The organism is Actinospineispora acaciae DSM 45401, assembly GCF_000620785.1.
GTDB lineage: Bacteria > Actinomycetota > Actinomycetes > Mycobacteriales > Pseudonocardiaceae > Pseudonocardia > Pseudonocardia acaciae.
In genome coordinates, this window is sequence record NZ_JIAI01000001.1 from 1379362 (window position 1) to 1391896 (window position 12535).

The 12535-nt window shown below is 74.5% G+C and carries 11 protein-coding genes; 8 read left to right on the forward strand and 3 right to left on the reverse strand.

The window, feature by feature from the left end; all coding sequences use genetic code 11:
• Positions 1-117 precede the first annotated feature (117 nt).
• Genes N912_RS0106650 through N912_RS49920 form a run of 4 tightly spaced genes read left to right on the forward strand, consistent with a single transcriptional unit; the run spans position 118 to position 6087 of the window.
• On the forward strand, positions 118-975 hold the full coding sequence (locus N912_RS0106650; protein WP_028921833.1) for an FAD binding domain-containing protein: 858 nt from the start codon (positions 118-120) through the stop codon (positions 973-975).
• Positions 972-3356: a xanthine dehydrogenase family protein molybdopterin-binding subunit gene (locus N912_RS0106655; protein ID WP_028921834.1), complete on the forward strand. Its 2385-nt coding sequence runs from the start codon at positions 972-974 to the stop codon at positions 3354-3356. Before N912_RS0106650 ends, N912_RS0106655 begins: the two co-directional genes overlap by 4 nt.
• Positions 3353-3835: a (2Fe-2S)-binding protein gene (locus tag N912_RS0106660; protein ID WP_028921835.1), complete on the forward strand. Its 483-nt coding sequence runs from the start codon at positions 3353-3355 to the stop codon at positions 3833-3835. Before N912_RS0106655 ends, N912_RS0106660 begins: the two co-directional genes overlap by 4 nt.
• On the forward strand, positions 3832-6087 hold the full coding sequence (locus N912_RS49920) for a xanthine dehydrogenase family protein molybdopterin-binding subunit (RefSeq protein WP_037062896.1): 2256 nt from the start codon (positions 3832-3834) through the stop codon (positions 6085-6087). The genes N912_RS0106660 and N912_RS49920 overlap by 4 nt, the downstream gene beginning before the upstream one ends.
• A 5-nt stretch (positions 6088-6092) precedes the next feature.
• Here N912_RS49920 and N912_RS49925 read toward each other — a convergent pair whose 3' ends face one another.
• Together N912_RS49925 and N912_RS49930 are read right to left on the reverse strand one after the other, a co-directional pair.
• Positions 6093-6737: a GntR family transcriptional regulator gene (locus N912_RS49925; RefSeq protein ID WP_051579760.1), complete on the reverse strand. Its 645-nt coding sequence runs from the start codon at positions 6735-6737 to the stop codon at positions 6093-6095.
• 41 nt (positions 6738-6778) lie between these two features.
• Positions 6779-8374: a class I adenylate-forming enzyme family protein gene (locus N912_RS49930; protein WP_084210624.1), complete on the reverse strand. Its 1596-nt coding sequence runs from the start codon at positions 8372-8374 to the stop codon at positions 6779-6781.
• A 65-nt stretch (positions 8375-8439) separates the two neighbouring features.
• Between N912_RS49930 and N912_RS0106680 the strand changes: the two genes are divergently transcribed.
• From N912_RS0106680 to N912_RS0106695, 4 genes are read left to right on the forward strand one after another with little or no spacing between them, the layout of a single operon-like run.
• Complete coding sequence (locus tag N912_RS0106680) at positions 8440-9801, forward strand: MFS transporter (RefSeq protein WP_028921836.1); 1362 nt, start codon at positions 8440-8442, stop codon at positions 9799-9801.
• Positions 9798-10484 carry an enoyl-CoA hydratase/isomerase family protein gene (locus tag N912_RS0106685; protein WP_037062899.1) on the forward strand — a complete coding sequence of 229 codons (687 nt, stop codon included), beginning with the start codon at positions 9798-9800 and terminating at the stop codon, positions 10482-10484. Before N912_RS0106680 ends, N912_RS0106685 begins: the two co-directional genes overlap by 4 nt.
• 3 nt (positions 10485-10487) lie before the next feature.
• Positions 10488-11372 carry an alpha/beta fold hydrolase gene (locus tag N912_RS0106690; protein WP_028921838.1) on the forward strand — a complete coding sequence of 295 codons (885 nt, stop codon included), beginning with the start codon at positions 10488-10490 and terminating at the stop codon, positions 11370-11372.
• Between the two features lie 12 nt (positions 11373-11384).
• Complete coding sequence (locus N912_RS0106695) at positions 11385-12182, forward strand: SDR family oxidoreductase (RefSeq protein WP_028921839.1); 798 nt, start codon at positions 11385-11387, stop codon at positions 12180-12182.
• Position 12183: 1 nt separating this feature from the next.
• Here N912_RS0106695 and N912_RS0106700 read toward each other — a convergent pair whose 3' ends face one another.
• Positions 12184-12528: an ArsR/SmtB family transcription factor gene (locus N912_RS0106700; protein WP_037062901.1), complete on the reverse strand. Its 345-nt coding sequence runs from the start codon at positions 12526-12528 to the stop codon at positions 12184-12186.
• Between the last annotated feature and the right edge of the window lie 7 nt (positions 12529-12535).

Sequence of the window (12535 nt, forward strand, 5' to 3'; positions counted from 1 at the left end):
GGAACGGTCCCGGCGGAGCACCTGTAATTCGAGATTTCGAGAATGTCCGGCGCGGTCGACGCGGCCACAACTTGACGTATCATATACCAACCTCCAGCCCCGGCGGATCGGAGCCACATGAAGCCCGCGGCTTTCGCGTACCACCGCGCCCGTGACCTGCGCGAGGCGACGGAGCTCCTCGCCGAGCTGGGTGAGGACGCCAAGCTGCTCGCGGGCGGGCTGAGCCTGGTGGCCATGATGAACTTCCGGCTGGCGCGGCCGTCCGCGCTGGTCGACCTCGGCCGGGTGGAGGGACTGAGCTACCTGCGCCGGGAGAACGGCGCGCTGCGCATCGGCGCGCTGACCACGCACCACGCCGTGGAGACCGGGCGGGAGGTGCTCGGCGAGGAGTTCGCCGTGCTCGCCGACGCCGCGCGACACCTGGGCCACCACCCGATCCGGACCAGGGGGACGTTCGGCGGCAGCATCGCGCACTGCGACCCCACCGCGGAGTGGTGCCTGCTCGCGGTGCTGCTGGACGCGCGGGTGGTGGTCACCTCCGCCGCCCGGGGCTCGCGGACGATACCGGCGGCGGAGTTCCTGCGCGGCTACTTCAGCACGGCGGCCGAGCCCGACGAGGCGGTGGTCGAGGTGGTCTTCCCGGCGCCGGCACGGCACGCCGCGCTGACCGAGTTCGCGCCGCGCAAGGGCGACTTCGCGCTGGTCGCGGCGGCGGTGGAGCTGGACATGGCGGACGGTCGGTGCCGGCGCGGGCGGGTGGCGCTCGGCGGGGTGGACGCGACGGCGGTGCGGGTCCCGGCGGCGGAGGCGGTGCTCACCGATGCCTCGCCCGCCGACGACCTGTGGCTGGCCGCGGCGGACGCGGCGGCGCGCGCGATCGAGCCCGGCTCGGACGCCCACGCCAGCGCCGACTACCGACGCCGGCTGACCCGGACGCTGGTGCTGCGCGCGCTGCGCGAAGCGGTCGCACGATGACCGAGCCGAGCATGGGTGCGGACGGCAGCTGGGTCGGTGCCCGGCTGCCCCGGCGGGAGGACGCCCGGTTCCTCACCGGGCGCGGGCGGTTCGTCGGGGACCTGGCCCGGGTCGCGCCGCGCCACGCCTGCTTCGTGCGCAGCCCGATGGCCTCGGCCCGGGTCACCGCCGTGGACGCCTCCGACCTGCCGCGAGGTGCGGAGGTGTTCGATGCGGACGCGCTGGGCGCCGGTGACCTCACGGCGGTGCTGGAGCGGCCGGAGTTCGTGCCGACCGCGATGCCGGTGCTCGCCCGCGACCGGGTGCGCCACGTCGGCGAGCCGGTCGCGATGGTGCTGGCGGACAGCGCCTACGCGGCCGAGGACGCGGCGGAGGCGGTGCTGGTGGACTACGAGCCCGAGGCCGCCGTGGCCGACCTGGACGCCGCGCTCGCCGACGGCGCCCCCCGGGTGCACGCCGGCGCGGCGGACAACACGATGCTCGACGTCCACCCGTTCGACGACCCGTCCTTCGGCACCGGCGGTCCTGGAGACCCGTTCGCGGCGGCGGGCGCGCGGGTCGTCGAGCTGCGCACCGCCAGTGCCAGGGTCAGCGCGCTGCCGCTGGAGGGGCGCGGCTGCCTGGCCGAGTGGCACGAGCCGGACGACCAGCTGGTGCTGCACGTCTCGACCCAGGTGCCGCACCAGGTGCGCACGGCGGTGGCCCGGTCGCTGGGGCTGCCCGAGCGGCAGGTGCGGGTGGTGGTCCCGGACGTCGGCGGGGGTTTCGGGATGAAGTGCGTGGTGGGGCGCGAGGAGGTGGCGGTGGCCGCCGCCGCGCTGCGCACCGGCCGGCCGGTGGTGTGGCTGGAGGACCGGCAGGAGAACCTGACGGCCAGCTTCCACGGCCACGAGCAGGAGTACCGGGTGCGGGCGGCCGTCGCGGCCGACGGCACGCTGCTCGGGCTGGACGCGGACATCCGCTGCGACGTCGGCGCGTACTCGGCGTTCCCGTTCACCAGCGGGGTGGAGCCGCTGATGGCCGCGCACGAGCTGCCCGGGGTGTACCGGGTGCCGCGGTACCGGGTGCGGTCCCGCGCGGTGGCCACCCACAAGCCGCCGACCGCGCCGTACCGGGGCGTCAGCCGGCCGCAGATCGTGCTGGTCATGGAGCGGCTGATGGAGCGCATCGCCCGCGAGCTGGGGCTGGACCCGCTCCAGGTGCGCCGGCGCAACCTGATCGACGAGTTCCCGTGGACCGGGGTCAACGGGATCACCTACGACCCCGGCTCGTACCGGGAGTCGCTGGAGCGGTGCGCCGAGCTGCTGCGCGCGGAGGGGTGGTACCGGCGCCGGGACGGCGGGGCGCCGCTGGGCATCGGGTACGCCTGCTTCAACGAGCGCACCGGGTACGGCACCGGGGCGTTCGCCGCGCGGGCCATGGACATGGTGCCCGGCTACGACATCTCGGAGGCGCGGATGGATGCGTCCGGAACCGTGGTGGTGACCAGCGGGACGTTGAACCACGGGCAGGGGCATGAGACGACGTTCGCGCAGATCGCCGCCGACCAGCTCGGCCTGCACCCGGACCGGATCCGGGTCCGGCAGGGCGACACCGAGGTGATCCCGTACGGCTGGGGCACGTTCGCCAGCCGCTCGGCGGTGGTGGGCGGGGCGGCGGTGCGCGGCGCGTCCGGGCGGCTGGCCGCGAAGGTGCGGCGCATCGCCGCGCACCTGCTGGAGGCCGATGCGGACGACGTGGAGCTGGCCGGCGGGCAGGCGCTGGTGCGCGGCACCGGGGCCGGCATGGCGGTCGCCGAGGTGGCGCGGGTGGCGCTGCTGCAGGCGCACCGGCTGCCGCCGGGCGAGGCTCCGGGGCTGTCCGAGCGGGCCAGCTTCGACGTGGACGGGTCGGGCACGTTCTCCAACGCCACCCACGGGGTGGTGTGCGAGCTGGACCCGGGCACCGGCGCGGTGCGGCTGCTGCGCTACCTGGTGGTGGAGGACTGTGGCGTGGTGATCAACCCGATGGTGGTGGACGGGCAGGTGCGCGGCGGGGTGGCGCAGGGCATCGCGGCGGCGCTGTACGAGGCGTTGCACTACGACTCCGACGGCACCCCGAGCAGCGCCACGCTGATGGACTACCTGGTGCCCACCGCCACCGAGATCCCGGTGGTCGACGTCGAGCACCTGGAGACGCCGTGCGCGTTCAGCGTCACCGGGGCCAAGGGCATGGGCGAGGGCGGCACCATCGGCGCCCCGGCCGCCGTGCTCAACGCCGTCAACGACGCACTGCGCGGCACCGGCGTCGAGTTGGACACCATCCCCGTCCGGGCGGAGGCGGTGCTCGCCGCGCTGTCGTCCCCCCGGCCTCAGCTTCGGACCGAGGAGCGCACCGCATGAAGGACCTGCACCAGGTTTCGGTGACGGTGAACGGCACCGTGCACGAGGTGTCGGTGGAGTCCCGCCGCACGCTGGCCGACATGTTGCGCCACGACCTCGGCTACACCGGCACGCACCTGGGCTGCGAGCACGGGATCTGCGGGGCGTGCACCGTGCTGGTGGACGGCTCGCCGGTGCGGGCGTGCCTGGTGTTCGGTGTACAGACCGACGGTCGGTCTGTACGGACGGTGGAGGGGCTGGCCGCGCGCGGTGGGGAGCTGTCCGACCTGCAGCGGGCGTTCTCCCGGCATCACGCCCTGCAGTGCGGGTTCTGCACGCCCGGGTTCCTGATGCTCGCCGAGGCGTTCCTCGCGGAGTATCCGGAGCCGTCCGAACAGGAGGTCCGCGAGCTGGTGGCGTCCAACCTGTGCCGCTGCACCGGCTACCAGGGGATCGTCGAGGCCATCAAGGAGACGGCGGACGAGCGGGCACGCGGATGACCCTGCGTCGGGAGGACGACCGCCTGCTGCGCGGCCGGGGGCGGTTCGCCGACGACGAGAACCGCGTCCGCCAGGCCCACCTGCGCCTGGTGCGTTCCGCCGACGCGCACGGGCGGATCGTCCGGATCGATGCCGAGGCGGCCCGGCGGATGCCCGGAGTGATCGACGTGGTGACCGCCGCCGAGCTGGCCAAGGACCTCGGCGAGGTGCCGGTGATCCCGATGCGGATGCCCAGGGGCGACGAGCCGGACGGCTGCCTGCAGCCGGTGCTGCCGGTCGACGAGGTGCGCTACGTCGGCCAGCCGGTCGCGGCGGTGCTCGCCGAGGACCCGTACCTGGCCGAGGACGCCGCCGAGGCGGTCGAGGTGGACGTCGAGCCGCTGCCCGTGCTGCTGGATCCGGGCACGGCGGAGCCGATCATGTCGGTGCGCGCCGAGTACGGCTCCACCGAGGCCGCCTTCGCCGCGGCGGAGCACGTGGTGGAGCTGACCCTGGGCGTGCAGCGGCACGCGGCCGTTCCCCTGGAGCCGCGCGCGCTGCTGGCCGAGCACCACCCGGGCACCGACTCCCTGGAGATCTGGGGGCTCACCAAGGTGCCGGTGTTCAACCGCGACGTGCTGGCGGGGATGCTCGGCATGCCCGCGCACCGCATCCGGGCGTATCCGATGGACGTCGGCGGCGGGTTCGGCGCGCGCGGCGAGTTCTACCCGGAGGACCTGCTGGTGCCGTGGCTGGCGCGGCGGCTGGGGCGGCCGGTGAAGTGGACCGAGGACCGCGCCGAGGCCCTGGTCGCGCTCAACCACTCCCGCGACCAGACCCACCACATCGCCGCCGCGTTCACCGAGGACGGGCGGCTGCTGGCGCTGCGCGACCGGATCGTGCACGACAACGGCGGCTACCTGCGCACGCACGGCGTGATGGTGCCCGAGCTGTCGGTGTCCATGCTGCCCGGCCCGTACCGGGTGCCGGCCTACTCCGGGCGCGCCGACGTGGTGCTCACCCACAAGACGCCGTGCGGCACCTACCGCGCGCCGGGCCGCTACGAGGGCACGTTCGCCCGCGAGCACCTGCTCGACGTGGCCGCCGACCGGCTCGGCATCGACCGCATCGAGCTGCGCCGACGCAACCTGCTCACCCCGGCCGAGCTGCCGCACCGGCGGCCGATCCACGCGCTGCGCACCGACGTGGTGCTGGACGCCGGCGACTACCCGGGGCTGCTGGAGCTGGCCCGCTCGCGCACAGAGGACTGGCGGGCCGAGGCGGCGGCGCGCCGAGGCGTCGGCTACGGGCTGGCGATGTTCCTGGAGAAGAGCGGCCTGGGACCGCACGAGACCGCCGACGTGATCGTGCACCCCTCCGGCCGGGTGAGCGTGCACTCCGGCGGCACCTCCCTGGGGCAGGGCATCGAGACCGTGCTCGGCCAGGTCGCGGCCGCCGTGCTGACGGTCCCCGCCGCACACGTGGACGTGGTGAACGGCGACACCGAGCTGCAGCCGTTCGGGATGGGCTCGTGGGCCAGCCGCTCCAGCGTGGTGGCGGGCTCGGCGGTGCACGTGGCGGCCCTGGCGGTGGTGGAACGCGCCCGCGAGGTGGCCGCCCGCCTCCTGGAGGCCGACCCCCGCGACGTCGAGCTGCACGACGGCCGGTTCGCGGTGGCGGGCACCCCCGGGTCGGGGCTCGCGCTCGCCCAGGTCGCCGAGGCGTGCTCGCCCGGCAGCCCGCACCTGCTGCCCGGTGAGGAGCCGGGGCTGGCCATGCGCAGGCGGTTCGAGGTCGCGCACATGACCTACCCCTACGGCGTGCACGCCGCGCTGGTCGAGGTCGACGCGGACACCGGCAAGGTCGACGTGCGGCGCTACCTGGTCGCCTACGAGGTGGGCCGTGCCCTGAACCCGGCCCTGGTCGAGGGCCAGCTCATCGGCGGCGTGGCGCAGGGCCTGGGCGGGGCGGTCTATGAGCGGTTCAGCTACGACGACGCCGGCCAGCCCACCGCCGCCACCTTCATGGACTACCTGATCCCGACCGCCGCCGAGATGCCCGCGCGAGTGACCACCGTCCTCCGCGAGGACGCCCCCTCCCCCGACAACCCACTCGGCGTCAAAGGCGCCGGCGAGGGCGGCATCACCGCGGCCGGCGCGGCGGTGGCCAACGCGGTCCGCGACGCCCTGGAACTGCCCGGCTCGGTCGGCGCGCTCCCCCTCGACCCCGCCCGGGTGGCCAGTCTCGCCTGGTCAGAGGCCGTGAGTGGCTAGGGGCGCTATGACGCCCCTAGCCACTCACGGGTTTTGACCTGCGCGTTTGTGGGGAGGGCGGAGCGGATGTGGTCGCGGGTCAGTTCGGCGGCGCGGGCGGCGTCGCGGCGGCGGATGGCGGCCAGGATCTCGGCGTGCTGGCGGGCGGACTCGGCCAGGCTGCGGGCGGGGGCCGGGCGCTGGGGCAGCGACTGCCAGAGCATGCGGATCAGGGAGACGAGTACGGGGGAGCCGCTGGCCTGGTAGATCGCGAAGTGGAAGCGCGCGTTGTGCTCCCGGTAGGTGGGTTCGCCCTCGGGGAGTTCGAGGATCTCCTGGTTGATTTGTTCAAGCTCGGACAGGGCGTCCTCGTCGATGCGTTCGGTGGCCATCTCGGCGGCGAGCGGTTCGAGCGCGGCACGGATGCGGTAGTTGTCGGCGGCGGCGCCCTCGTCGGGGTTGGCCACCGTGACGCCTCGGTGCGGGTCGCCGACGACCAGGCCTTCGGACTCCAGCCGGCGCAGGGCCTCGCGGATGGGGGTCGGGCTGACGTCGAACTGGGCGGCCAGGTCGCGCTGCCGCAGCGGCATCCCGGGGGCGAGCTGGCCGGCGACGATCATCTCGCGCAACATGGCCGCCACGAGGTCGGTCTTGCTCGTGTACAGCTTCATCACGACCCCCGTCGGCAGAGCGGCTTGGCACCGAAGTTACATCATGTACCAGATATCGATCGGTGTTCGGGAGGGCGCAGGTCGCCCCGGCGCAGCTTGCCCATCCCGGTCCTCGGCAGCGCCCCGACCAGGTACACCCGCTTGGGCAGCTTGTAGCGGGCCAGCCGGCGCTCGGCGTGTTCGATCAGCTCGCGCTCGGTGGGCGCGGTGCCCGGGGCCGGCACCACCCACGCGGTGACCTCCTCGCCCCAGCGCGCGGAGGCGACGCCGGCCACCGCCACCTCGGCCACCGAGGGGTGGTCCTCGAGGGCGAGCTCCACCTCGCGCGGGGCCACGTTCATGCCGCCGGTGATGATCAGCTCCTTGAGGCGGCCGGTCAGCCGCAGGTAGCCGGTGTCGGGCTCGCGCTCGCCCTGGTCGCCGGTGCGGAACCAGCCGTCCTCGTCGAACGCCTCGGCGGTGGCCGCCGGGTTGTTCCAGTAGCCGCCGAACACCTGCGGCCCGCGCAGCAGCACCTCGCCGCGCTCCCCCAGCCGCATCCGCACCCCGGGCAGCGGCAGCCCGACGGTGCCCACCGCGCCGGGCCCGCGCAGCGGCAGCGACACGTCCAGCCCGGCCTCGGTGCTGCCGTAGCGCTCCAGCGGCGCGCGACCGAGCGCCTCGGTGACCCGCGCGCCCAGCTCCGGGGGAAGCGGCGCCGAGCCGCACACCGCCAGCCGCAGGGTCCCGCGCAGCCGGGCCGAGACCGCCGCGTCGGCGCAGATCCGCTGGTACATGGCGGGCACCGCGAACAGCACGGTGGCCCGGTGCTCCTCGGCGGCCGCGGCCAGCTCCGCGGGGTCGAACCGGCGCAGCACCACCGCGCGGGAGCCGGCGAGCAGCGTGGCGTGCACCCCGCCCAGGCCGTGCTGGTGGCTCAGCGGCAGCGCGTGCACCAGCACGTCGTCGGCCCGCCACGCCCAGGCGAGCATCGCCGCCCGGATCGAGGACAGCAGGTTGGCGTGGGTGAGCACCACGCCCTTGGGCTCGCCGGTGGTCCCGGACGTATAAGCGATCATGGCGACCGCGTCCGGCCCCGGCTCCGCCGGATCGAGCGCCGTCGGTTCGGGTGAAGCGTCCAGCGGCAGCACGTCGTCGACCAGCTCGGCGAGCCGCGCGGCCGGTTCGGGGTCGGCCAGCGCACGGCGGGCACCGCTGTCGCGGACCAGGTGGGCCAGCTCGGCGGTCGTGTACGCGGGGTTGGCCAGCACCACGATCGCGCCGGCCCGCAACAGCCCGAGGTAGCCGGCGACCAGCCCCGCCGACGTGTCGCCGCAGAGCACCACCCGCTCCCCCGACACCACGCCCAGCCCGGCCAGCGCCGCGTGCACCCCGGCCGCCCGCCGCCGCAGCTCGCCGTGGCTCAGCCAGGCGCCGTCGAGGAACAACGCCGGCGCGTCCTCGGCGGCGGCCGCGAACGCGGTGGGCAGGTCCCCCGACGCCAGCCAGCGCAGCAGCCCGGTTTCCTGTCCGGCCGTCGAGTCGGGGCCCGGCAGCAGGCGCGGCCCGGCACGCCATTCGAACGGGGCCGGCCCGGCTTCCTCTTCGGCCAGCGCGCTCGCCGCCAGGTGCCGGGCCCACGCCGCCAGGTCGTCCATCGATCCGAGCTTGCCATTTCATATACCAAATGCCAACCTCATCACCGGGACCCGGAGGTGACGCCATGCTGCGTGGCGACCAGATCGTCCAGGAGCTGCCCTGGCGGTGGACGGTGCAGGGAAAGATCTTCGTGATCGGCGGTATCGGCTACGCGTTCGATGCCTGGGACGTGGCGCTGACCGGCGTCATGCTCCCGCTGCTGACCAAGGAGTTCGGCCTGTCCGGCGGCCAGCAGGGGCTGTTCGCGGCGGCCAGCCTGGCCGGCATGGCGGTCGGCGCCTTCTGCTGGGGAACGGTCGCGGACGTGCTCGGCCGCAAGCGCGCGTTCAGCGTGACGTTGCTGGTGTTCGGGCTGGTCACAATGCTCGGGGCGGCCTCGCCGAACTTCTGGTTCCTGCTAGCGACCCGGTTCGTGGCGGGAATCGGCCTGGGCGGGTGCGTGCCGGTGGACTACGCGATGGTCGCCGAGTTCTGCCCGCGCCGGGTGCGCGGCCGGGTGCTGACCGCGCTGGACCTGTGGTGGCCGATCGGTGCCACCGCCTGCGGGCTCACCGCGATCGCGCTGGCGCCGCTGCAGAGCTGGCGGGCGATGCTGCTGGTCATGGTGGCGCCCGCGCTGCTCACGTTCTGGGTGCGGCGTTCGGTGCCGGAATCGCCGCTGTTCCTGGCCAGCCGGGGCCGCAACGACGAGGCCCGCGCGGTCATCCAGGACCTGGTCGACCGCACCGGCGCCACCGTGCCGGCCTGGGACGTCACCCGCCCGCCGCCCACCCACCGCGAGACGGCCAGGGTGCTGGTCACGAAGTTCCGCGACGTGTGGGCGTACAACTGGCGGGCCACGTCGGCCGCCTGGGGAATCGCGATCACCGTGCTGGTGCTCTACTACGGCGCGCTGGTGTGGCTGCCGACCATCCTGCGCCGCCAGGGCCTCGGCGACACGGCGGCGTTCGCGGTCTCCTCCGGCTTCACCGCGATCGGGCTGATCGGCGTGCTGGCCTCGGCGTGGCTGGTCGATGTGATCGGGCGGAAGTGGACGATCATCGCCAGCGCGGTGGTGTCCGTCGCGTCGATCGTCGCGTTCGCCGCGATGCTGGACATCTCCGGCGCGCGGCTGTTCTGGATCCTGGTCTTCGGCCTGGTCATCGAGGTGACCATCCCGGCGGTGTACTGCTACATCCCGGAGCTGTACCCGACCCGGCTGCGCGGCAGCGGCTTCGGCTGGGCGAACACGGCCAGCCGCACGGCCTGCGCCCTGGTGCCGGTGCTGTTCGGCGCGGTGCTGTGGCCGGTGCTCGGGCTCACCTGGACGTTCGTCGTGGTGGGGGCCGTGGTGCTGGCGTCGATGGTGTGGCTCGGGGTGGCCGGGCCGGAGACGCGGGGCGTCGAGCTGGACGAGGACGAGCACGCCGTCGGGGCCGCCGGATGAACGTCGTTGACGGCGTGCTGACCGTGCTGTTGGACCGGCCGGAGCGGCGCAACGCGCTGGACGCCGCCACCGTGGCCGGGCTGCACGCCTCGGTCGAGGCCGCCGGCTCCGACCCGGCGGTGCGCGCGGTCGTGCTGGGATCGGCTCGGCCAGGGATGTTCTGCTCGGGCGCGGACCTGCGGGTCGGCGACGACGAGCGGGCCGAGGTGTCCGACCGGCTCTACGCGCTGTACCAGGCCATGATCGGCCTGCCGGTGCCGCTGGTCGCGGCGGTGGACGGGCCCGCGGTCGGCGGCGGCGCGCAGCTCGCGCTGGCCTGTGACGTGCGGTTCGGTTCGGCGCGCGCCGGGTTCCGGTTCGCCGGGCCCGGCCACGGCCTCGCGGTGGGGCTGTGGGCGTTGCCGTCGACGGTGGGCCGGGGCGCGGCGATGGAGCTGGCGTTGTCCGGGCGGATGCTGACCGCCGAGCGGGCGCGCGAGCTGGGCCTGCTGGAGCACGTGGTGGCGGACCCGCTGGCCGCCGCGACCGAGCTGGCCGCCGGCGTCGCCGCGCTGGACCGCGACGCGGTGGCTCGTGCGAAGTCGGCGGTGGTCCACGGCGAGCGCCTGGCGTCCCGGCTGGCCGCCGAGCGCGCCGGCAACGCCGGGTTCACCGGAGCCGTCGAGTCGAAACTGGAGGTCTAGCCCGTGCCCACCACCGTCACCGATGACGGCGTCCGGCTGTACTACGAGGAGGCCGGCGCCGGCACCCCGCTGGTGTTCGTGCACGAGTTCGGCGGTGACCACCGCTCCTGGGAACCGCAGCTTCGGCACTTCGCGCGGCGCTACCGCTGCGTCGCGTTCGCCGCCCGTGGCTTCCCGCCCTCGGACGTGCCCGACGACCCGGCCCGCTACGGCCAGCACCGCGCCGCCGACGACGTGGCCGCCGTGATCGACGCGCTCGGCGGCGGGCCGGCGCACGTGGTCGGCAACTCGATGGGCGGGTTCGCCACGCTGCACCTGGGCCTGCGCCACCCCGGCAGGGCACGGTCGCTGGTTGTCGCCGGCTGCGGGTACGGCGCCCACCCGGACACCACCGCGCGGTTCCGGGCCGAGTCGGAGAAGATCGCCGCCGCGTTCGAGTCCGACGGCTCGGCGGCGGTCGCCGACTGGTACGGGCTGGGGCCGGCGCGGGTGCAGTTCGAGGCCAAGGACCCGCGCGGGCACGCCGAGCACGTGCGGGTGCTGGCCGAGCACGACGCCACCGGCGCCGCGCTGACCATGCGCAACGTGCAGGCCGCCCGGCCCTCGCTGTACGACCTGCGGGCCGAGCTGGCCGCCCTGGACCTGCCGGTGCTGGTGGTCGCGGGCGACGAGGACGAGGGCGTGCTGGAGACCGACCTGATGCTCAAGCGCACCATCCCCCGCGCCGGCCTCGCCGTGCTCCCCCGCTCCGGCCACCTGACCAACCTCGAGGAACCCACCCTGTTCAACAGCCTGGTCGAGGACTTCCTGGCCAGGGTCGACGCGGGCCGTTGGGACCGCCGCGACCCCCGCTCGCTGAGCACGTCCACCACCGGCGCGACAACCTGAAGGAGCAACTCGATGGACCTGCACCTCTCCGGCCGCACGGCGCTGATCACCGGCGCGAGCAAGGGCATCGGCCGCGCCTGCGCCGAGCTGCTCGCCGACGAAGGCTGCGACCTGGTGCTGGTGGCCCGCACCGAGGCCGACATCGTGGCCACCGCCGCCCAGATCGCCGAGCGCACCGGCCGCAAGGTGACCGGCGTGGCCGCCGACATGAGCGACCCGAAGCAGGTGCGCCGCTCGGTGGAGCAGGCGATCGCCGCGCTCGGGCACATCGACGTGCTGGTCACCTGCGCGGGCTCCTCCCCCGGCGGGCTGCTCGAAGAGCTGACCGACGAGCAGTGGGACGGCAGCATGGCGCTGAAGTTCCTCGGTTACGTGCGCACCGTGCAGGCGGTGGTGCCGCACATGCGCGAGCGCGGCAGCGGTTCGATCGTGCTGGTGGTCGGCAACGACGGGCTCAAGCCGTCCTACTGGGAGATGACCGCCGGCGCCGCGAACGCCGCCGACCACAACTTCGCCTCCTCGGTGGCCGAGCAGTACGGCCGGCTGGGCATCCGCTGCAACACCGTCAACCCCGGCCCGGTCGCCACCGACCGCTGGGACGGGCTGGAGAAGGCGTTCGCTCGTGACAAGAAGATCAGCCAGGAGCAGGCGCACGAGCTGACCCTGAAGTCGCTGCCGCTGGGCCGGATCTGCACCGCCGAGGAGGTCGCGGACCTGGTCGCGTTCCTGGCCTCACCGAGGGCGAGCTACATCAACGGCGCGCACGTGCCGATCGACGGCGCGCAGCGCAAGGCCATCATGGACACCTGAGTCACCAGCTCGCGATCACCTCGCGCCCCTGTGGGATGGCGAGGTCCAGCAGGCCGGGGAAGCGGGCGTCGAGATCGTCGCGGCGCAGCCGGTTCAGCCGCCGGGTGCCCTCGTCGCGCTGGTGGATCACGCCGGCCTCGCGGAGCGCCTTGAAGTGCCCGCTCTGGGTGGACTTGCTGACCGGTAGCGCGAACGTGGTGCAGGCCAGTGCGCCGTCGGGCTCGACGTCGGCGAGGCGGGCGACGATGGCCAGCCGGACGGGGTCGCTCAGGGCGGCCATCACGGCGGTGAACCGCAGCTGGGTGCGGTCGGGGTGCACGAGCTCGGTGGCGGTCCGGCTGGCCATTCCTCCA

What these genes read in the sequence shown, in the direction of transcription:
- N912_RS0106650 (WP_028921833.1), top strand. Translation starts at nt 118, where the DNA reads ATGAAGCCCGCGGCTTTCGCGTACCACCGCGCCCGTGACCTGCGCGAG.
- N912_RS49930 (WP_084210624.1), bottom strand. Translation starts at nt 8,374, where the DNA reads ATGGACGACCTGGCGGCGTGGGCCCGGCACCTGGCGGCGAGCGCGCTG.
- N912_RS0106695 (WP_028921839.1), top strand. Translation starts at nt 11,385, where the DNA reads ATGGACCTGCACCTCTCCGGCCGCACGGCGCTGATCACCGGCGCGAGC.
- N912_RS49920 (WP_037062896.1), top strand. Translation starts at nt 3,832, where the DNA reads ATGACCCTGCGTCGGGAGGACGACCGCCTGCTGCGCGGCCGGGGGCGG.
- N912_RS49925 (WP_051579760.1), bottom strand. Translation starts at nt 6,737, where the DNA reads ATGAAGCTGTACACGAGCAAGACCGACCTCGTGGCGGCCATGTTGCGC.
- N912_RS0106655 (WP_028921834.1), top strand. Translation starts at nt 972, where the DNA reads ATGACCGAGCCGAGCATGGGTGCGGACGGCAGCTGGGTCGGTGCCCGG.
- N912_RS0106685 (WP_037062899.1), top strand. Translation starts at nt 9,798, where the DNA reads ATGAACGTCGTTGACGGCGTGCTGACCGTGCTGTTGGACCGGCCGGAG.
- N912_RS0106660 (WP_028921835.1), top strand. Translation starts at nt 3,353, where the DNA reads ATGAAGGACCTGCACCAGGTTTCGGTGACGGTGAACGGCACCGTGCAC.
- N912_RS0106700 (WP_037062901.1), bottom strand. Translation starts at nt 12,528, where the DNA reads ATGGCCAGCCGGACCGCCACCGAGCTCGTGCACCCCGACCGCACCCAG.
- N912_RS0106680 (WP_028921836.1), top strand. Translation starts at nt 8,440, where the DNA reads ATGCTGCGTGGCGACCAGATCGTCCAGGAGCTGCCCTGGCGGTGGACG.